The organism is Halomonas denitrificans (assembly GCA_019800895.1).
Taxonomy (GTDB): Bacteria; Pseudomonadota; Gammaproteobacteria; order Xanthomonadales; family Wenzhouxiangellaceae.
The window spans coordinates 1-20804 of the sequence record JAHVKF010000002.1 but is presented as its reverse complement, the minus strand read 5'-3'; the positions used below and the strand labels follow the sequence as shown (position 1 = coordinate 20804).

The window sequence follows — 20804 nt, the reverse complement described above, 5'->3', positions numbered from 1 at the left end:
TTCCATCCAGCGAGGCCGCCGCCATGAACGCGACTCGAAGCGCCGCCAGCAGTCTACCCAACCCCGGTCCGCCATCGACGGCGGCCCGTCGCCACGACATCGACGCGCTGCGCGTGCTGGCCTTCGCGCTGCTGATCCTCTACCACTGCGGCATGTTCTATGTCGCTGATTGGGGCTGGCACGTCAAGTCGCAGTACACGGCCGACTGGCTGAAGTTTCCGATGGTGCTGGTGAACCAATGGCGCCTCGAACTGCTGTTCCTGATCTCGGGCACGGTCGTCCATTTCCTGCTCGACAAGGTGTCGGGTCCGCGCTTCGCCTGGCTTCGGACGAAGCGACTGCTGGTCCCGCTGCTGTTCGGCATGGCGGTGATCGTGCCGCCGCAGGCCTGGTTGCAGGCCCAGGCCAACGGCGCGTGGAGTGGCGGCTACCTGGACTTCCTGGCCGCCTACTTCACCCTCCGGCCCTGGCCGGACGGGGCCTTCGACGGCTCGGAGATCGGCGTGACCTGGAACCACCTCTGGTTCCTGCCCTACCTGCTGACCTACACGCTGCTGCTGGCGCTGCTGCTACCGGCGCTGCGGTCGGGCTTCGTGCAACGCGCCATCGCGCGGCTGCGGGGGGTGCGTGGGGCGTGGCTGTTCGTGCTGCCGGTGGTGCCGTTCGTGGCCATCAAGGCGGTCTGGGGCGACGCGCCGCAGACCAACGCGTTCTTCAACGACCCGCAGGGCCACGCGACCTACTGCACCGCGTTCTTCATCGGCTATCTGCTCGGCCGCAGCGACGGGCCCTGGGGCGAACTGGTCCGGCTCCGGTGGGCGGCGCTGCCGCTGGCGGCGGCCAGCTACCTGGCGCTGCTCGCGATCTGGTTCCTGGGCCTGGAGCGGATCGGCTGGGTGGACATCGCCAGCGGCTTCGTCCAGAGCTTCAATCTGTGGTTCTGGCTGGTCGCGGTGCTGGGCTGGGGGGCGTACGCGTTGAACCGGCCGTTCCGCGGGCTGGCCTACGCCACCGAGGCGGTGGTGTCGTGGTACATCCTGCACCAGACGCTGACGGTGCTGATCGGTGCCGGGCTGACGCCGTACGCGCTCGGCCCGGTGGTCGAGCCGCTGCTGGTCGTCGGCGGCACGGTGCTGGGTTGCCTGGTGCTGCACGAATACGTTGTCCGCCGCGTGCGGTGGTTGCGGCCGCTGTTCGGGCTCAAGCCGATCGGCGCGCCGGGTATCGCGCGGGAGGTGGCGGTGCCGGGTCCGGCCGCCCGGGGCACCTGCGAGTGACCGCTCGGCCCGTTTGCGGGGCACGGCGCGGCTCGGTTAGGGTGATCGCTGGTTCGAGATCGATCCAGGAGCGTTGCTATGAGAACCCTTCCGACACTCTTGATCCCGCTGGCCGCGCTGATCGCCGGCTGTGGTTCGGACGAGGCGGCCGATGCGGCCCCGGCCGGGAAGCCCGAGTCCGCAGCAGCCACTGACGCCCCGCAGGCGACGCCGTCGTCGAACGTCGACAACAGCGAGGGCGACGGTACCGAGTGGCGCGTCGAGTACAGCGGAGATCTCGAAGGCACGGTCAGCGGAACCATTCTCAGCGTGACCGGCATCGGCTCGAACACCGTGCTGGCCGGCGCGGACATCAACGACGAGATCACCGGTGCCGCCGACCACAGCTTCCGGGCCCAGATCTCCCGGTACGGCGACACGCCCGCCGTGCGCTTCACCCTGACGCTGGGCGACGGCACCAAGTGCCAGGACGCCGCCGTGGTCGGCGATGAACCCTCGTCGATCGAGATCGAGGACGCCGAACGCCGCACCTTCCGGGCCCGCATGAGCGGCTCCCTCGTCTGCGGCCCGGAGCGCGACCGGCGCATCGACTACACCGCCATGGTGGATGCCGATCCCTGAGGGGGTGGTTGGCCGACAAACCGTCTGAGCGGTTTCGCCAATGAAGGAAGCCGCCCGGCGGTGTTTTCGCCTGCTTTCATCCATGCCGACCCTTGCCCCTTGTCGGGGAATGCTTTGGCGCGAATCCCGGGTTTTCCCGAGGGGTCGTGTCGGTGGCCTAGGACTCCGTCGAAAAAAAGACACTGGGCCCTGAATCGAGTTCAGGGCGACGGGGGAGGCATCAGTGGGGACACAGTCCGAGTCGGGGCACAGGAGGGGGCAAGGCATCTCGGACCCGAGCCGAGTCGGGCCGTCGGGAAAAGGCGAAAACACGTGGGTTCCGTAGAGACGCTCTGACGGGCTGTTGGCGCGCGCCGCCCGACCGCTGTCGCCCTGAACTCGATCCAGGGTGACCAGGAGTATGCTGCCCCCCCAGGTCGCCCTGAACTCGATTCAGGGTGACCAGGAGTATGCTGCCTCCCCTCCAGTCGCCCTGAACTCGATTCAGGGCCCAGTGTCTTTCGAACACCGAGCGGAATTCTTACGAGTCGCCGGGACGTTTTCCGGATGCTTTGGAACGCCCGACCCGTCCATCCTCGGGTCATGGAGTTCGGTCGCTTTGTCGTGTACATCCTCGCCAGCCGACGTTACGGCACGCTCTACATCGGCGTGACGCGGGATCTCGTCGCACGCCTCGAAGCTCATCGAAACGGTGCGGTCAAGGGGTTCACGCGGACGCATCGCGTTCATCGACTAATTCACGTGGAGTACTTCTCGACCGCCGTCGAGGCGATTGCGCGGGAGAAGCAGTTGAAGGCCTGGAAACATTGGTGGAAGGTGCAGCTGATCGAACAGAGGAATCCGTATTGGGTGGATCTTTCGGATCGGCTTTGAAATCGTGGAGGCAAAGACACTGGGTCCCAAATCGAGTTTGGGACGACGGGTTGGGGCGAAGACACTGGGTCCCAAATCGAGTTTGGGACGACGGGTTGGGGCGAAGACACTGGGTCCCAAATCAAGTTTGGGACGACGGGCTGGGGGCCGAGCTCTTGTATTTTTGGGTGTGGCCCGAATAAGCGTGGTTCGCGCACCCGGGGTGTCTTCGGCGTCGGGAAAGCCCCGGGTGCGCTTCGCTTACCCGGCCTAAGGGTGGGTGGCGTGCACCTTGCTTCTGCACGTCCCGGTTCCAGCGACTTTGTGGGTGTTCTGCGACGCCGCCCAGTTTCCACGTCGCCCTGAGTAGGATAGGCGGCTGATTTTCCCGGAACGATCCCATGCGACTGACTCGACTGCTGTTTTCCCTTTTCCTGCTCGTCCCTGCCGCGCCGGTGCTCGCGCAGGAAGACGGGCTGCGCCCGGTGACCCACGAAGGCGTGTGGCTGATGAAACGGATCGGTTCGCCGGTCGTCTCGCCGGAAGGGACGCGGGCCGTGGTGTCGGTGACGGAGCCGTCGTACGAAGAGGACGGCGACGTGTCGGACCTGTGGTTGGTCGCGGTCGACGGCAGCGCCGAGCCGCGGCGGCTGACGGCGACGCCCGGCGGCGAGAGCGGGGTCGCGTGGAAGCCCGACGGGTCGGCGATCGCGTTCTCGGCCAAGCGCAGCACCGAGGAGGACGCGCAGGCGCAGATCCACGTGCTGGACATGACCGGCCCGGGCGAGGCGATCGCCATCACGGCCCTCTCGACCGGCGCGTCGAACCCGGTGTGGTCGCCGGACGGATCGATGATCGCCTTCGAGAGCTCGGTCTGGCCCGATGCGGAGGGCGACGAGGCGAATGCCGAGCGCAAGAAGGCCGAGGAGGACGACGGAATCAACGTGTCGCGCTACGAGACCTTCCCGATCCGCTACTGGGATGCCTGGCTGGACGAGAAGCAGACGCACCTGTTCGTGCAGGCGCCGGAGGCCGATGCGGAGCCGACGAACCTGCTGTTCGGCACGAGACTGGTCTCGAGTGCGGGCTACCGCGGCGGACTGAACGCGGCCTGGACGCCGGATGGTGAGGCGCTGGTCATCACGGCGACCGAGCACTTCGACGACGCGGCGCATTCGGTGGTCCACCAGCGGCTGTACCGCGTTCCGGTCGACGGCGGCGAGCCGGTCCAGCTGACGGAAGGCGAATTCAGCTGCACCGGCGCGGTCTTCTCGCCCGACGGCGAGCACCTGTACTGCAGCTACGAGCCGGAGACCGAGCACCTGTACAACCACGACGAGATCGCGCGCGGCGAGTGGACGGGAGAGCGCCTCGATCGTCTCGAAGTGCTGACCGGCGACTTCGACCGCTCGGTCAACGGGTTCGAACTTTCGCTGGACGGCCAGACGCTCTACTTCAACGCCCACGAGCACGGCCGCACGCGCCTGTTCGCGATGCCCTCGGGCGGGGGCGAAGTGCGCTCGATCGACCCGGACTCGCGCGGCGTCTACGGCACGCCCGAGGCCGCGGGCGATCGGCTCGTCGTCGGCTGGGAGAGCTCGGCGGTGCCGGCCGAGGTAGTGGCCGTCGATCCCATGACCGGCGAACGCACCCGCCTGACGGAGTTCAACGCCGAGCGCGCGGCGGGCCTGGATCGACCGGCCTTCCGCGAGTTCTGGTTCACCTCCTCGAAGGGCCGCGAGATCCACAACTGGCTGGCCCTGCCGCCGGGCTTCGACGAGAACGAGCAGTACCCGCTGGTGCTGTTCATCCACGGTGGCCCGTTCAGCTCGTCCCTGGACGCCGACCACGTTCGCTGGAGCCCGCACCTGCTGGCCTCCGCCGGTTACGTGGTGCTGTTGACCGACTACACCGGTTCGGTCGGCTACGGGGCGGAGTTCTCGCGCAACATCGAGGGCGACCCGCTGAAGACGCCCGGCGAGGAACTGATCGAGGCGGCCGACGTCGCCACCGAGCGCTTCGACTTCATCGACCCGGACCGCCAGGCCGCGACCGGCGCCAGCTACGGCGGGCACCTGGTCAACTGGCTGCTGGCGACGTCGGATCGCTTCGACGTGCTGGTCGGCCACGCGGGGCTGGTGGACCTGGAAGGCCAGTACTCGACGAGCGACGGCATCTACCACCGCGAGCGCATGAACGGCGGCCCGCCTTGGGGCGACAGCGACGTGTGGACCGAACAGAGCCCGTCGACCTACGCCGACCAGTTCTCGACCCCGACGATGCTGACCATCGGCGAGCTCGATTATCGCGTACCGGTCAACCAGACGATCGCTGCCTGGTCGTACCTGCAGAGGATGCAGGTGCCGTCGCGGCTGCTCGTGTTCCACGATGCCAACCACTGGATCATGAAGGGGCCGGAGGCGAAGTACTTCTGGGACGAAGTGCACGCCTGGCTGGCGGAGTACCTGCAGCCCGACGCGTAGCCGAGGGCGAACGCGAGAAATCGCCGGGCCCCGCGATGGTCATGACAAATGGTCATGACAAGCGGTGCGGGGCGACGGAACAAAGAGCCCGGGTCGTCTCGACAGAGCGCCCGGGTTTTCTTTCGGTTGCGTAGCCCGGGTAAGGCCGCGGGCCGCACCCGGGGATTCTTCGTGCGTCGTGCTCGGCGCCGGCGTCGATCCCTTTTCGCGGCTCGAACGGCCCCGGGTGCGCTTCGCTTACCCGGGCTACGGGGGGGTTCTTTCTGTCGTCCCGGGCTTGACCCGGGTCCCAGCGACTTTAGGTTCTGGTTCTACAACCTCAAAGTCGCTGGACCCCGCATCGAGTGCGGGGCGACGGGGAGGGGGTGCGGGGCGACGTAGAAAGGAGGCCGGGTCGTCTCGACAGAGCGCCCGGGTTTTCTAACGGTTGCGTAGCCCGGGTAAGGCCGCGGGCCGCACCCGGGGTTTCTTCGTGCGTCGTGCTCGGCTCCGGCGTCGATCCCTTTTCGCGGCTTGAAGGGCCCCGGTACGCTTCGCTTACCCGGGCTACGGGGAGGTTTCTTTCTGTCGTCCCGGGCTTGACCCGGGATCCAGCGACTTTGGCCTATTGAACAAAACCTGGAAAGCCGCTGGGCCCCGCATCGAGTGCGGGGCGACGGGGAGAGGGTGCGGGGCGACGGGGAGCGGGGGGCGACGGGGTGGGCGGGTGCCTCGAGTCGGTGCGCGGAAGCCGTTCCCGAGTCGGGCTTCAGTCCGCCTGGCCGTGCTCGGCCATGGCCGCGTCGTCCAGCTTATTGGCCTCGCGATGCGCATCTCGGTCGGTGGCGCGCTGGACGTAGGTCTCGAAGGCTTTCCGCTTCTCGAGGGTGCCGAACTGCAGGCCGAAGCCGATCTGCGAGGCGACGTAGACGTCGGCGGCGGTGAAGGTGGAACCGCAGATGTAGTCGGACTTCGACAGCGCACCCTCGAGCGTGTCGAGCACGCGCCGCATGTTGCCGTAGCCGACGAAGCCTTCCTGCTCGGGCTTCAGTTCGACGCCGAGCGCGGCATTGATGATGGCCGATTCGACCGGGCCGGCGGCATAGAACAGCCAGCGGTAGTAGTCGGCGCGCTGGTCCAGCGGCGGCGCGAGGCCGGCGTCGGGGAAGGCGTCGGCGAGGTAGGCGCAGATCGCCGCGCACTCGGTGACGGTGGCGTCGCCGTGGCGGATCGCCGGGACCTTGCCCATCGGGTTGATCTTCCGGTACGCCTCCTGACTCATGGTCTCGCCGTATTTCACGTACTCGACGTCGTAGTCGGCGCCGACTTCGTGGAGCATCCAGCGCACGATGCGACCGCGCGAGCGGGGGTGGGTGTAGAAGGTCAGGTCGGACATGGCGGAGCTCCCGGGAGGCGTTCGACCACTTTAGGCCCGGCGGATGCGGTCGGCAAGCGGCGTTCGCCCGCACGCGGCCTCCAACAGGTGCTCATGGATCGAAGGCTGGAGCCTGTTGGAGGGCGCTTGCGCGCGAAGTATTCCCGAACCCGGCGGTTCGCTCGCAAGCTCACTCCCACAGACCGCTTTTCCGGATCGCCCGCAAGCTCACTCCCACAGACCGCTTTTCCGGATCGCCCGCAAGCTCACTCCCACAGACCGCTTTTCCGGTTCGCCCGCAAGCGGCCTCCAACAGGTGCTCATGGATCGAAGGCTGGAGACTGTTGGAGGGCGCTTGCGCGCGAAGGACGATCCCGTGCGCCGACTGCCTGCGATTGGATCGAATGAACCTTTCGGGGCCGATTTCCGACTACCTTGATCGAGACCCGGGGAAATCAGCCCATGACCGACGCCAACGACGAACTGCTCGCGATCCGCTGCCAGCTGGGCGAGCGCGAAGCCTTCGATGCACTGATCGAGCGCTACGCCGATCGGCTGCGCGGCTACGTTTGGCGCGTCGCGGCGAACGACGCCGAAGTCGACGACCTCGTGCAGGACACCTGGCTGCGGGTGCTGCGCGGACTACCGGGGCTGCGCGATCCGGCGCGGTTCCGTAGCTGGCTGTTCGGCATCGCCCACCGCGTGCTGGTCGACCGCCTGCGGTCGCGCTACGCCGCCCCGCCGGAGGACTCGAGCGATGACGCCGATGCGTCGCTGGCCGATGGCGCGGACCTCGAGCAGCTGCACGTCGACCGCGACCAGGTCGAGCGCGGCCTTTCGGTCCTGACGCCGCCGGACCGCGAGGCGGTCTGGCTGTACCACTTCGAGCAGCTGACCCTGGACGAGATCGCAGGCGCGACCTCCGTGCCGGTCGGCACGGTCAAGTCCAGGCTGCACCGGGCGCGCAAGCAGATGCGTCGGGTGCTGGAAACGAACGCCGACGACGCCGGCCCGTAGGTTGATCCACACCACCCCTTTCGACCCCCGACCCAGGAGACCGATGATGACGACCACGCCCGCGAACGACCTGCACGCCCGCCTGCGAGAACTGACCGACCGCACCCTGTCCCCGGCCGCGCGCTACGGTCACGTCGGCGTCCTGCTCGCCGCGTCGGCCATGGCGGTGCTGGTGACCGCGCTGCTGCTGACCGAGTCCGGTCTTCCGCTTCGAACGACGCTGGCCTTCGGCGGCCTGCTGGTCGTGGCGGCCTGCTGGATCGCGTACTCGAGCTGGGTGCTCAGCCGCCGCCGGCCCCTGTTCCAGCGCCACCGGGTGGTGGCCGGAACGATGGCGACCGTGTTCAGCGGTGCGTTCACGCTGGCCGCAGTGGGCGGCGGGCTGGTCACCGGCTCGGCCCTGGCCTGGACCGCTGCGCCGATGGGCGGCGGGCTGCTGCTCGGCGCCGTGCTGCTGCTGGTCCATGCTCGCCGCCGCCACGCCGCGCTCGTGGCGAGGAGGGATGCGCTGCTGCGGGAGCAGGCCGATGGCGGCGGCTCCGAGTAGGCCCTGGGTTGCTGTCGGGTCGCCTGCGGGTGAGCCTCGACTGTGGGAGGCCTGCAGGCGGTCTTCTTGGTTTTTTCGCGGGCAAGGCCCGCTCCCACAGGAAGCGGATCTGTTCGGTCTTAGCTCGCAAGCTCACTCCCACAGGCGGCGTTTCCCATTCGCCCACAGGCGACCTCCAACAGGAGACTCGGTGGCCCGAGCTGCTCCTGTGGGAGCCTGCCTGGAGGCAACGGGGGCGGGAAGGTCGGGTCGCGAGCGGGGCTCCCTCCCACAGGGGTTCTTCTCCTTTCAGAGGGCTCTGCTCCTTCGCCCGCAAGCGGCCTCCAACAGGTTCTCATGGATCGAAGCGCAGAGTCTGTAGGAGGGCGCTTGCGCGCGAAGGGGTTCCCTGGCCTCGCCGCTGCCCGGCTTGCTCCGACCGCGCCGGACGGGGATACTCCGGGTTCGATCGACGCCGAGGTGGCCTGCCCATGATCGACGAGGGCTATACCAAGTACTCCGTGAACTGGCAGCGCGCCGCCCCCCTGCCGGCCGCGCGCGTCGAGGCGCTGGACCGCTGTCGTCGAAGGCTGTGGCGGGCCGGCCTGGTCGGCCACGACGAGGTGCACGACGTCGGCTACGGCAACGTGAGCGTGCGCGACGTGGACCTCGGCGGCTTCGTGATCAGCGGCACCCAGACCGGCGACATCCAGGCCACCGGGCCGCGTCACTACAGCCTGGTGACCGACTACTCGATCGAGGACAACCGGGTGACCTGCCGGGGCCCGGTGCAGGCCTCGAGCGAGGCGCTGACCCACGCCGCGATCTACGAGCTGCACCCGGGCATCGGCGCGGTCGTGCACGTCCATTCCGAGCCGCTGTGGGAATCGCTGAAGGGCGAACTTCCGACCACCGGCGAAGACGTGCCCTACGGCACGCCGGAGATGGCACGCGAGTTCCAGCGCCTGTACCGCGAGACCGATTTCCGCTCCGACGGCATCGCCGTGATGGCCGGTCACGACGACGGCCTGATCGCCTACGGCCACGACGTCGAACAGGCCACGCGCAGGATCATGCAGCTGTTCGATTGAGGGTGCCGGCTGCGGGCGGGCCGGACAGGGCCCGGTCGCGAGCAGCGCTCCCTCCCACTGCGGGTTCGCGCTCGGATCGGTTCTTCCTTCGCTCGCAAGCTCACTCCCACAGGCTCGAGGCTTCGATCCGGTTCGCTCGCAAGTTCACTCCCACAGGCTCGAGGCTTCGATCCGGTTCGCTCGCAAGCTCACTCCCACAGGCGGTTTTTCCCTTCGCCCGCAAGCGGGCTCCAAAGGGGTCTCAAGAATCGAAGCTGCTGGCCGGTCCGGTAGTCACGCGGCCTTCGCCGCGGCCGACTACGGTAGCGCCATGACGAATGCCGACCACCCCGACCCCCTCGACCTGTTTCCGCCGTCGCGCGAGGCCGGCCTCCAGCGCATGGCCGATTTCGCGCCGCGCGCGGGCCGCAAGTACGCGTCCAGCCGCAACACCGACCCCGGCCCCGGACGCAAGGACAACGTGTCCCAGCTCTCGCCCTACATCCGCCACCGCCTGGTCACCGAACGCGAGGTGGTCGAGGCGGTGCTCGACGAGTTCGCGCCGTCGACGGCCGAGAAGTTCATCCAGGAGGTGCTCTGGCGCACCTACTGGAAGGGCTGGCTCCAGATGCGCCCGCAGGTCTGGCACGACTTTCTCGACGAGCGCGATCGCTTGCGCGAGCCCGGGGAGCTGAACAACGGCTGGACGAAGGCGTGGCAGGAGGCCGAGGCCGGCCGCACGGGAATCGCCTGCTTCGACGACTGGGTCGCCGAGCTCAAGGCCACCGGCTACCTGCACAACCACGCGCGGATGTGGTTCGCGTCGATCTGGATCTTCACCCTGAAGCTGCCGTGGGCGCTGGGCGCGGATTTCTTTCTCCGTCACCTCGTCGACGCGGACCCGGCATCGAACACGCTGGGCTGGCGCTGGGTCGCCGGCATCCAGACACCGGGCAAGACCTACAAGGCCCGGGCCAGCAACATCGCCAGGTACACGGACGGCCGCTACGACGCCGACCGGCTCGGTCAGCAACTGGCCAGCGACGCCGAGCCGGTCGAGGACGACCCGCAGCGCCCGGAGCGGCAGCCGATCGCATCGCCGGATACGGTCGAGGCCGGCACGCGCTGCCTCCTGTTGCTGCATGGCGATGACCTGCGCGGCCACGAGGCGCTACCGCACGGGCTGGACATCGGCGGCGTGACGGTCGCCAGGGCCGGCCACGCGGACGCGCCGTGGCCGTTCGGGGACAAGGCACGGGCCTTCGTGGCCCGCGCCGCCGATAATGCCGCCGAGGTAGCACGCGACGAGCTGGGCGTGGACGCGACGACCATCGACGCGCTGGACGCCGAGGAATTGGCCGAACGCGCGAACGCGGCCGGGGCCGCCGTGATCGTGACCCCCGATGCCCCGGTTGGCCCGATCGACGACGGCCTGCGCGCCCTGGACGAGGCCCTGCGCGGCAGCGGTGTGGATTTGAAGCGCGTCCGGCGGGAGTGGGACACGAACGCCTGGCCGCACGCGACCAAGGGGTTCTTCCCGTTCAAGAAGACGATTCCGGAACTGCTGGAGCAGGCGGGCCTGACGTGAGCGCACTCGACTCGACGAGCGTGACGGTCTGGTACGACGGCGGGTGTCCGCTGTGCGTGCGCGAGATCGCCTTGATGAAGAAGCTGGACCGGGACGACAACATCCGGATCGTCGATGTCGACAAGGACGGCGCGACCTGTCCGATCCAGCGCGACCTGCTCCTGCAGCGCTTCCATGCCCGCGAAGGCGAGGACGGTCCGCTGCTCGACGGCGCGGCGGCCTTCGCCGCGATGTGGCGCGCCGTGCCCTCGTTCCGCCCGCTGGGCCTGCTGGCCCGGAACCGCGTGGTGCTGTGGATTCTCGAGCGGCTCTACCGTCTGTTTCTGCTCTTCCGCCCGGCCATCCAGTGGGTGGCGGCGCTGCTGCTCGGCAAGCGCGACCCGGCGGTGCCGGCGCCGAAGTAGGGTCGCTTCGGAGACCCGACGTCGCAGGCCGATTCGGTTCGCTCGCAAGCTCACTCCCACAGGCTCGAGGCTTCGACCCGGTTCGCTCGCAAGCTCTCTGCCGCAGGCTCGAGGCTTCGACCCGGTTCGCTCGCAAGCTCTCTGCCGCAGGCTCGAGGCTGCGACCCGGTTCGCTCGCAAGCTCACTTCCACAGGCTCGAGGCTGCGACCCGGTTCGCTCGCAAGCTCACTGCCACAGGCTCGAGGCTTCGACCCGGTTCGTTCGCAAGCTCTCTGCCGCAGGCTCGAGGCTGCGACCCGGTTCGCTCGCAAGCTCACTTCCACAGGCTCGAGGCTGCGACCCGGTTCGCTCGCAAGCTCACTGCCCCAGGCTCGAGGCTTCGACACGGTTCGCTCGCAAGCTCACTCCCACAGGCTCGAGGCTGCGACCCGGTTCGCTCGCAAGCTCATTGCCACAGGCTCGAGGCTTCGACCCGGCTCGCTCGCAGGCTCACTCCCACAGGTCGCCCGGATCCTTCGCCCGCAAGCGGCGTCCATCGGGGCGTCATCAAGGAACCCGGAGCCTGTGGGAGTGAGCTTGCGAGCGAAGGCAGTTCCGAATCGGCGATTCGCCCGCAAGGGCCGCCAACAGGAATCCTCCTGCTCGTAGCCACCTCCGAATCGAGGCTGCTCTTGGGCGAACGGAACCGAGCGGAGACCTCAGTCGCCCAGCAGGTCCCGCACGTGGTCGAGCACGTCGGGATGGGTCATCAGGCCGAGGTGGCTGCACGCCGCAATGCGACGACGGGTGATCCAGGGAACTTCGCCGGCATCGGCAAACAGCGCGCTGTCGACCGGCACGAGGCCATCACCGACGGGGTTCCGGACCTCCGGGCTGGAGCGGCTCGCGGCCACGAGGTGCAGGCGGGTGCCCGAGGGAAGCGTCGGGCGCTCGCCGGTCGCCAGGAGCCGGCCGTGACGCAGGTCGACAATGCCCGCGCTGCGCGCGCCGCCGAGTCGGACGAACGGGAGGCTGTAGCGCGAGGCGCCGAGGAGGCGATCGAGAAGATGCCCGGCCCGCTCCAGCGGTGCTCCCTGGTGCGGTGAGCCCAGCGCGATGATCCGGCGCAGCGACTTCGTCCAGCGATGGTCGGAGACCCGCCCCTGGTGCGCCGCGCTTCGCGCCAGCAAGCCGCCCATGCTGTGGCCGACGAGCGTGATCGTGCGAACCTCCTGGGGCCAGCACTTCACGAGATTCTCCAGTGCATCGGCGAGATCGCGGCCGTTGGCATGGATGGTCCGGCCCGAGTTGTAGTGGAAGTGCAGCCCAGCTCGTTTAGGCCGCCGGCCCAGGAGAACCGGCAGCGACGGACGCTCCCGCCCGTTTTCGCCCTCGGCATCCTCCGATGCCGTCGCGGTGCGCTCCCAGTGACCGGGATGCAGGCACAGGCCATGGATGAACACGACCAGCGACGTGGGCGCGTTCTCGAGGTGCAGGGGCGCGTCGAGCGTCAGCCGTCGGCCATGGAGGCTCAGCCCGGGCCGGATCGCCAGCGGGTTCGAAGCGGCCTCCAGGTGGTCGCCGAACACACCGTTGATCACCGCGCGCAGGTCGTCGCGGACCGGCGAGGTTCCGGCCGGCGTGAAGCTCGCCAGGGGGCGGAGGGCGACATCCAGTCCGCTGCCGACCAGCCGCGTGATGCCCCGGACCGACGAATAGACGCCGCGGGCGATGCCGAGGGTCCGCGTGCTGGATGCCGGGCGAAGCGGCAGGGCGATCGCCGCGTGCAGGTGCTCGGCCAGGTCGGTGACCCCGATCACGCCGTCGATGACCAGCTGGCTCAGGCCGCGAAGGTCTTCGGGGTGCAGCGGCAGCGTTCGGTCGACGGCCATGGGACGTTCGCGGGCAGGACGAACTCGAGTATCCCACGGCGGGAAACCAAGGGGCCAGCGGCTAGGGGAAGGGACGAGGGGAAAGGGGCTGGTGAGGGCATCGGAACCGGCCGCGGCCCGGGAATGAACCGGTGTTACTAGCCCCTCGCCCGTGGCCCCTCGCCCCTTCTTGCGTTCAGGTGAAAGGGACTAGGGGAAAGGGGCTAGTAGGGGCAGTAGTTGCGCCTCAGGCCCGGGAATGCACCGGCGGTACTAGCCCCTCGCCCCTCGCCCCTAGTCCCTTCCTCTCACTGATTACGCGTGCGAAGCGCCCCCCGGCCCCCGTCGACGGCAACGACCTGGCCGGTGATCCAGTCGGCGTCGCCGCCGAGCAGCATCGCGGCCATTGCCGCAACGTCGTCCGGCTGGCCGTAGCGGCCGCGCGGGTGCATGTTGGCCAGGCCCTTGGCCATCTGCTCGCTGGAAAGCAGCTTGCCGGCGATGCCGGTCTCGGTGATGCTCGGCGCGATGGCATTGACCCGGACCTCGGGCGCGAGCTCGGCCGCCAGCGCCCGGGTCAGGCCCTCGACGCCGCCCTTGGCGGTGCTGATCACCGTGTGATTGGAGAAGCCCTGCTGGACGGCGACGGTGGAGAACAGCACCACGCTGCCGCCGGCCTTCTTCAGTCCGTCCTCCAGCGCCTTGACCGAGAGTACGGCGCCCAGCGTGTTCAAGCGGAAGGTGTCGAGGTAGTCCTCCGGAGTGGCCGACTTGACCGGCTTGAGCACGATCGAACCGACGCAGTAGGCCAGTCCGGCGATGCCGTCGCCGGAGTCGGCCTGGCCGAGCACCTCGGCGACCGCATCCGGGTCGGTAACATCCAGCGAGGCGGTGCGCGCGCCGGTGGCTTCGGCCAGGTCGGCCAGCGAGTCGGCGTCGCGCGCGGTCAGGAACAGGTCGGCGCCGCGCTCGGCCATGCGGCGGGCCAGCGCCTCGCCGATGCCGCCGTTGGCGCCCAGGATCACTACGGGTGCAGTCATTTCGATGGGTCCGGTCTGGAAGTCGGGGACGAGCCTACCGGGCGACGATGAGGATTCCGTAAGCCCGGGCGTCGAATCCCGGAACCAGGGCCGGAAGTGACGCCTTCGGGCCACTCTCGCGGCAATGGTCGGTCGCGAAGGTGCCCGGATAATTCTATTGGAAACAGTGCCTTAGGTTTTAGTTCGAAAAACTTGGCGCAGTTGTTGCATCTGGAGCCCTGCAACGTCGGTCGCGTTGCGGATCGGCCGGGTGTCCCGGCGCGAACGGCGACCCGTCCGACCCCTGATCCGAGCGAGGTCACGGTCATGAGCGACATCGATCCAGATTCGGTCACCGCCGCAGATCACGGCGCCGAGTGCGTCCAGCGGCCGCATCCGGGCGCTGGACACGGCAACGTCTTCGACCTGCGAGAGGGCCGCGCAGCGCATCGTGAGCGGGTGCTGTTCGTCGACGATTCGCGCCTGGTCCGCTTCGCCGCGAGCCGCGGCCTGAGCCCGCGCTTCGAGGTGGAGCTGGCCGACGACGGCGTGGTCGCCTGGCAGGCCCTGCACGCGACGCCGGGCATCAAGGCGGTGATCACCGACATCAACATGCCGCGCCTCGACGGCGTCGGCCTGATCGAGCGCATCCGGGCCTCCAGCGTGGACGCGATCCGCGACCTGCCGATCCTGGTGGTGACCAGCGTCGAAGAAGCCGTCGACCGCCAGCGTGCGCTGGAGGCGGGCGCCAACGACCTGGTGCCGAAACCCTTTACCGACCGCGACCTCGCCGATCCCATCGGGCGCTACCTGGCCGCGGATCGACCCGCCACCGAACTCGCCCGGGGAGCGACCGACCACGGCAACGTCGAGCGTCGCCGTCCCGGCCTGCTGCTGCGCGCCGAGCAGGCGCTGATGCTGCATGCGCGGCACGGCCTCCCGCTGTCGCTCGTCCACGTCCGCCTGTTGAACCATGCGCGCATTGCCGGTCGCTGGGGCAACGCGTGGGCGGAGGCGACCATGCGCCACGTCGAGCGCCTGCTGGCCGACCGCGTTCGGGTCGAGGACACGGTGGGCCGCAGTGCGCCGGATACGTTCACGCTTATCCTGCCGGCCACGCCCGAGTCGGGCGCCGAGCAGCTGCGCAAGCGCCTGGACCGCGCGTTGCGGCAATCGCCGGCGCGCTTTCCGTCGGGATCGGTCGGGCTGGAGCTTCGCACCCAGGTGCAGCTGCCGGGCGAGGTCCGCGACGCCGAACGCCTGCTCGCGATCGGCATGGTCCGGCTCGACGCACCGAAGGTCGCGCAGCTGTCTGAGCGCAGGACGGGACCGGCGACCATCGCGAGCACCCCATCGAGGTGACCGACATGACCCGATCGACGAAGACAACCCGCGACACCGTCCTGTTCATCGACGACTCGCGCCTGATGCGCTTCACCGCGCGCAAGAGCCTGGCCGGCGACTACGAGGTCGTGCTGGCAGAAGGCGGCGATGACGCGATCCGGGCGCTGGCCGACAACCCGGCGATCACCGCGGTGGTGACCGACCTGATGATGCCGGAGACCGACGGCTTCGACGTGATCCGCCATGTCCGCGCCTCCGAGGACGATCGCATTCGGGCGCTGCCGATCATGGCGGTCACCGGCTCCACGGTCGAAGGCGACCGGCTGCGCGCGCTGGAGCTCGGCGCCGACGACCTGATGACCAAGCCGTTCCGTCCCTCGGCACTGCGCGACCGGGTGGCGAGGCTGCTGGCCGGCGCGCAGGACGACGCTCCCGCTGCGTCGGTGGTCGGTCCGATTCCTCCGGTTTCCGGAAGCTCGACGGCAGACGCCGGCGGCGAGCCGGTCGACGGTCCCGACGAGCGTTTCGCGCTCCCGTCCGCCGGTACCGGCGGTGCGTCGCCGGGCGGTCCCGCGGGTCGAGAGGCCGGGGAAGGTTCCGGGCCGCGGCGCATCGACGTGCCGGCCGCGGCGAACGTCGAACGCTCGCGCGTCGGTTTCGTCGAGCGCCTGCGCCAGGCGCTGGCGCTGCACGTGCGCCACGACCTGGACATCGCGCTGCTGCACCTGCGTCTGCGGAACGCGGCCGCGATCGAGGCGGAGATGGGCGGCGCGATGCTCAATGCACTGATGCGCCACCTCGAGGCCGAGCTGGTCGAGGCGGTGCGCGCCGAGGACACGGTCGGACGCACCGGCCGCGATCACTACACGGTGCTGCTGCCCGCCACGCCGCTCGACGGCGCGCGGCGCCTGCGTCAGCGGGTGAAGGACGCCCTGGGCGATCGCCCCCGCCAGGTGCGCGGGCGCTCCGTGCGACCGGAGATCGTCGCGATGATCCACGTGCCCAAGCGCGATCTCGACGCCTCGGCGCTGCTGGTTCGACCGTGCGCCGGGCCGCAGGGCGGCCGCCGGCCGGCCGGACGCGACGAGGGGCTGCATCTTCGCCCCGTGCGGGACGGGGACGCCGGCGCCTGATCGGGGACCGAGCCGCCGCAACGACGTGGTCGGCAATGGACGAACTGCGCCGATGCGCGCGCGTCCAGCGGGGCGGTCCGGTCGAGTCAATCCGCGACGGCGTTTCGAATCCACCCCCCGATACCGTGCATGACGCACGTTTTCCATCCAGTTGGCATGCAGATTGAATAACTAGCGTGAGGGCGCCGACCCGTCGCGCGTCCGCTTCGACCTCAATCGCACGGATGGTGGACACGATGGCGAATGCAAACAACCCGGGCGGCAAGATCCTGTTCGTCGACGACTCGCGCCTGATGCGGTTCTCGGCGCAGAAGTGCCTGGCCGACCGCTTCGACGTGGTGCTGGCCGAAGACGGCGAGTCGGCGATCCGTGCGCTGGATGACGATCCGGAGATTCGTTGCGTCGTGACCGACCTGATGATGCCGGGGGTCGACGGCTTCGGCGTGATCCAGCACATCCGCGGTTCCGACGACGAGCGGCTTCGCGCACTGCCGGTGATGGCGCTGACGGGTTCGGAGTCGGCCGAGGACCGCCGCCGGGCGATCGATCTCGGCGCCAACGAGATGATGACCAAGCCGTTCCGGCCGCCGGCGCTGCTCGACCGCGTCAGCCAGCTGCTTGCCGTGGAACCGGCGCCGAAGTCGCGCACGTCGACGATCGAGGTGCCGAGCGCGATCAACGTCGAACGCGACCGGGCCGGATTCCTGGGTCGTCTGCTCCAGGCCATGGCGCTGCATCTTCGCCAGGACCTGCCGATCTCGCTGCTGCAGGTCCGGCTCAACTCCGTTCGGGTCGAGAACGGGTCCCGCGTCAAGCTGGAAGGCTCGGTGCTCAAGGCCATCATGCGGCAGCTCGAGAAGGTCCTGATCACCACCGTGCGCATCGAGGACACGGTCGGCCGCACCGGCAACGACCATCGTACGCTGCTGCTCCCGGGCACGGCGGCCCAGGGTGCCCGCGCCCTGCGCGAGCGCATCCACGCGGCGGTTGCGGGCCATGCCTTCGAACTCCAGGGCCACCGGCTCGACGTCAAGGTCGATATCTATCTCCACGTGCCGGACAAGAGCATCGATCCGGAACAGCTGGTCGCCTACGTGCCGTCCGACGACGACGACGGCAGCGTGTTCGGGCAGGCGATGCGCCAGGTCAACGAGTAGGCGCTGCACCGCGCCTGCGGCATGCCGCTGGGCGCTCTTCGCTCGCAAGCTCACTCCCACAGGCGCAGGGTTCGAGGGCGGCGGATGCTTCTTCGCCCGCAAGCGGCCTCCTGCAGGCGCTTCGGTCGATGGAGGCGGGGCGACCGTTCGCTCGCAAGCTCACTCCCACAGGCGCAGGGTTCGAAGGCGGCGGATGCCTCTTCGCCCGCACGCGGCCTCCTGCAGGCGCTTCGGTCGATGGAGGCGGGGCGACCGTTCGCTCGCAAGCTCACTCCCACAGGCGCAGGGTTCGAGGGCGGTGGATGCCTGTTGGGCCGCAAGCGGCCTCCTACAGGCGCTTCGGTCGGCGGATGCGGAGCGGCCGCTCGCTCGCAAGCTCGCTTCCACAGGCTGGCGGCCGGACGGGCCGCCGCGTTTCCTCTGCCCGACGCGGGCCGGTTCAGTTCCGCGGGGCCATCGTTTATGATCATTCCTTGCCGTTCCTCGCTCCGAGGGACCGTTCGGCCGCCGTTCCGGGCCGAGGGCTGGAGAGGATCATGCTGGATATGCAGGAGCGTCGAGACGACACCCGGACCCGGAGCCGCTCGCGCGTGCTGTTCGTCGACGACTCGCGGCTGATGCGATTCGCCGCCAAGCGCTGGCTCGAGCAACGCTTCGACGTGGTCCTGGCCGAAGACGGCGAGGACGGCTGGGAACGGCTCTGCAACGACACCCAGATCCGCGCCGTGATCACCGACCTGATGATGCCGGGCATCGACGGCGTCGAGCTGATCCGGCGAATCCGCAGCGCGCCGATGACCCGGGTCCGCGAGCTCCCGGTGCTCGTCGTGACCAGCATGGAGGAGCGCGCCGGCCGCGACCAGGCCATGGACGCCGGGGCGAATCGCCTGGTGCCGAAGCCCTTCACCGCCGAGGACCTGATCGACCCGCTGCAGATTTTCCTGCGCGACGCCGAGCAGGACGAGACCGGCGCCTACGCGCCGCCGAACATCGAGCGCAACCGCCTGGGCCTGCTGTCGCGCATGCGCCAGGCGACCAGCCTGCACGAGCGACTGGGCCTGCCCTGGTGCATGCTCCACGTTCGCCTCGAGAACCGCAAGGAAGTCGCCGAGCGGATCGGCGCGCGCTGGGGCGAGTCAATGATGCGCCATCTCGAGCGCGCCCTGCTGCGCGAGGTGCGGATCGAGGACTCGGTCGGGCGCAGCGCGACCGACACCTACTCCCTGCTGCTGCCGGCCACGCCGGAAGAGGGCGCGCGCCTGCTGCGCAATCGTCTGCGTCGGTCGATCGCCCGCCAGCCGGCGCGCTTTCCGGGCCGCTCGCTGGACCTCGAGGTGAGTTTCTTCATCCAGATTCCGCAGTTCGGCGACGAGGCCGAGGCCCTGTTGCAGGACGGGCTGGCTCGTCTCGACGCGCCGGCCAACGTGACCCCGCTGCGCTCGCCCGGCACCTTCTGACGTCGTCCGGTCGTGGCCACGGATGCTCGCGTGAGCCCTCGATGATCGAGTTCGACCGCCGCTACGCCCGCCTGCCAGCGAACGCTTGGGTCGCCCAGGACCCGGTGCCGGTCCAGGCGCCGGAGCTGCGCGCCTTCAATCGGCCGCTGGCCACCGACCTCGGCATCGACGAGCAGCGCCGCGGCACGCTGGCCGAGCTGTTCGGCGGCAACCGGGTGCCGGCGTCGGCGCGGCCGCTGGCGATGGCCTATGCCGGGCACCAGTTCGGCCATTTCGTTCCCCAGCTCGGCGATGGCCGGGCCTTGCTGCTCGGCGAACTGGCCGATCGGTTGGGTCGCTGGTACGAGGTTCAGCTGAAAGGTTCCGGTCCGACCCGCTATTCCCGCGGCGGCGACGGCCGCGCGGCGCTGGGTCCGGTGCTTCGCGAATACCTGGTCAGCGAAGCCATGCACGCGCTGGGCGTGCCGACCACGCGGGCGCTGGCCGCCGTGACCACCGGCGAGTTCGTGCAGCGCGAGCAGCCGCGGCCCGGTGCCGTGCTCACCCGGGTCGCCCGCAGCCACGTCCGGGTCGGCACCTTCCAGTACTTCACCGCGCGCGGCGACCGCGAGACCGTCGAGGCACTGATCGACTTCGTCCTCGACCGGCTGGACCTCGAACCGGGGCCGAATCCGGCGCTGGCGCTGTTCGACCACGCCGTCGAATCCCAGGCCGCGCTGGTCGCGGCGTGGATGGGCGTCGGCTTCATCCACGGGGTCATGAACACCGACAACTGCGCGTTGTCCGGGGAGACGATCGACTACGGACCGTGCGCATTCATGGACGAGTTCGATCCCCAGCAGGTGTTCAGCTCGATCGACCGCCATGGTCGCTACGCCTACGGCAACCAGCCGATGATCGCGAACTGGAATCTGGCCCGCCTGGCCGAGTGCCTGCTGCCGCAGGTCGATGACGACGAGGCGGCGGCCCTGAGCGAGCTGAACCGACGCCTGGAGGCCTTTCCCGGCCGCTTCGAGCGGCACTGGCGTGCCCGCTTCGGCGCCAAGCTCGGGCTGGTCGAAGCGAACGCCGACGACGATGCGCTGATCCATGCATGGCTGGACGCCCTGCACGCCGGCCGGGCGGACTTCACGCTGGCGTTCCGGCACCTGGCCGACGCGATCGAGGACGACAGCGCGGACCTGCGCGCCGGCTTCGACGACGCCGGCGCGCTGGACGACTGGTTGCCGCGCTGGCGAACGCGCCTGGCCGAGGAGGGTCGCTCGCCGGCGGCCGTTCGAAAGGCGATGAACGCGGTCAATCCCGATCGCATCCCCCGCAACCACCTCGTCGAACGCGCCATCCGCGCAGCCGAGGACGAGGGCGACTTCGGCGTCTTCGAGCGGCTCCAGGCGGCCTGGGCGAAGCCGTTCGAGGCCGATGACGAATTCGCCGACCTGCGCGACCCGCCCGAAGACCACGAGCGCGTGCTGCAGACCTTCTGCGGGACCTGAGGTGGAACGGCCGGTGCAGAGCCCGGCGGAACCGACCCCCCACCGGAACCCGTGTTGGCTGATCCGGGCCTGTGGGAGTGAGCTTGCGAGCGAAAAGCCCGGGCCCCGCGAGCGCGGGGCGGACGAATCGGAAAGGGAAATGGTGGCTACGGGTGGAC

At 69.3% G+C, this 20804-nt stretch carries 17 protein-coding genes; 14 read left to right on the top strand and 3 right to left on the bottom strand.

The genetic code is table 11. The annotated features are described in order from the left end of the window. Nucleotides 1-23 precede the first annotated feature (23 nt). The 4 genes from KUV67_04540 to KUV67_04525 all read left to right on the top strand — a co-directional run bounded on the left by KUV67_04540 (nucleotide 24) and on the right by KUV67_04525 (nucleotide 5233). A complete protein-coding gene (locus tag KUV67_04540) occupies nucleotides 24-1277 on the top strand; it encodes an acyltransferase family protein (protein ID MBY6204134.1) in 1254 nt (417 codons plus the stop codon). Between the two features lie 78 nt (nucleotides 1278-1355). After that, nucleotides 1356-1898 carry a hypothetical protein gene (locus KUV67_04535; protein ID MBY6204133.1) on the top strand — a complete coding sequence of 181 codons (543 nt, stop codon included), beginning with the start codon at nucleotides 1356-1358 and terminating at the stop codon, nucleotides 1896-1898. 582 nt (nucleotides 1899-2480) lie between these two features. Further along, a complete protein-coding gene (locus tag KUV67_04530; GenBank protein MBY6204132.1) occupies nucleotides 2481-2771 on the top strand; it encodes a GIY-YIG nuclease family protein in 291 nt (96 codons plus the stop codon). A 380-nt stretch (nucleotides 2772-3151) separates the two neighbouring features. Beyond that, nucleotides 3152-5233: a S9 family peptidase gene (locus KUV67_04525; GenBank protein ID MBY6204131.1), complete on the top strand. Its 2082-nt coding sequence runs from the start codon at nucleotides 3152-3154 to the stop codon at nucleotides 5231-5233. Between the two features lie 748 nt (nucleotides 5234-5981). Here KUV67_04525 and KUV67_04520 read toward each other — a convergent pair. Next, a complete protein-coding gene (locus KUV67_04520) occupies nucleotides 5982-6608 on the bottom strand; it encodes a glutathione S-transferase family protein (GenBank protein MBY6204130.1) in 627 nt (208 codons plus the stop codon). 441 nt (nucleotides 6609-7049) lie between these two features. Between KUV67_04520 and KUV67_04515 the strand changes: the two genes are divergently transcribed. From KUV67_04515 to KUV67_04495, 5 genes are all read left to right on the top strand, one after another. Then, entirely contained in the window at nucleotides 7050-7604 is a 555-nt protein-coding gene (locus tag KUV67_04515; GenBank protein MBY6204129.1) for an RNA polymerase sigma factor, read from the top strand. A 43-nt stretch (nucleotides 7605-7647) separates the two neighbouring features. After that, nucleotides 7648-8151: a hypothetical protein gene (locus KUV67_04510; GenBank protein MBY6204128.1), complete on the top strand. Its 504-nt coding sequence runs from the start codon at nucleotides 7648-7650 to the stop codon at nucleotides 8149-8151. 470 nt (nucleotides 8152-8621) lie between these two features. After that, nucleotides 8622-9221 (top strand): class II aldolase/adducin family protein, encoded by a 600-nt coding sequence (locus tag KUV67_04505; GenBank protein MBY6204127.1) that lies wholly within the window; start codon nucleotides 8622-8624, stop codon nucleotides 9219-9221. A gap of 310 nt (nucleotides 9222-9531) precedes the next feature. Further along, complete coding sequence (locus KUV67_04500) at nucleotides 9532-10788, top strand: hypothetical protein (protein MBY6204126.1); 1257 nt, start codon at nucleotides 9532-9534, stop codon at nucleotides 10786-10788. Further along, nucleotides 10785-11192 carry a DUF393 domain-containing protein gene (locus KUV67_04495; GenBank protein ID MBY6204125.1) on the top strand — a complete coding sequence of 136 codons (408 nt, stop codon included), beginning with the start codon at nucleotides 10785-10787 and terminating at the stop codon, nucleotides 11190-11192. The genes KUV67_04500 and KUV67_04495 overlap by 4 nt, the downstream gene beginning before the upstream one ends. 699 nt (nucleotides 11193-11891) lie before the next feature. Here KUV67_04495 and KUV67_04490 read toward each other — a convergent pair. After that, entirely contained in the window at nucleotides 11892-13064 is a 1173-nt protein-coding gene (locus tag KUV67_04490; protein ID MBY6204124.1) for a GPI inositol-deacylase, read from the bottom strand. A 287-nt stretch (nucleotides 13065-13351) separates the two neighbouring features. Beyond that, nucleotides 13352-14083, bottom strand: coding sequence for an SDR family oxidoreductase (locus KUV67_04485; GenBank protein MBY6204123.1), 732 nt, complete (start codon nucleotides 14081-14083; stop codon nucleotides 13352-13354). Between the two features lie 306 nt (nucleotides 14084-14389). Here KUV67_04485 and KUV67_04480 point away from each other — a divergent pair, with 306 nt between their 5' ends. From KUV67_04480 to KUV67_04460, 5 genes are all read left to right on the top strand, one after another. After that, nucleotides 14390-15424, top strand: a complete 1035-nt coding sequence (locus KUV67_04480; protein ID MBY6204122.1) for a response regulator — start codon at nucleotides 14390-14392, stop codon at nucleotides 15422-15424. Nucleotides 15425-15429: 5 nt separating this feature from the next. After that, nucleotides 15430-16539: a response regulator gene (locus tag KUV67_04475; protein ID MBY6204121.1), complete on the top strand. Its 1110-nt coding sequence runs from the start codon at nucleotides 15430-15432 to the stop codon at nucleotides 16537-16539. A gap of 236 nt (nucleotides 16540-16775) precedes the next feature. Next, nucleotides 16776-17696, top strand: a complete 921-nt coding sequence (locus KUV67_04470) for a response regulator (GenBank protein ID MBY6204120.1) — start codon at nucleotides 16776-16778, stop codon at nucleotides 17694-17696. Between the two features lie 536 nt (nucleotides 17697-18232). After that, complete coding sequence (locus KUV67_04465; GenBank protein MBY6204119.1) at nucleotides 18233-19153, top strand: response regulator; 921 nt, start codon at nucleotides 18233-18235, stop codon at nucleotides 19151-19153. Between the two features lie 41 nt (nucleotides 19154-19194). Continuing rightward, nucleotides 19195-20646 carry a YdiU family protein gene (locus KUV67_04460; GenBank protein ID MBY6204118.1) on the top strand — a complete coding sequence of 484 codons (1452 nt, stop codon included), beginning with the start codon at nucleotides 19195-19197 and terminating at the stop codon, nucleotides 20644-20646. Nucleotides 20647-20804 lie beyond the last annotated feature (158 nt).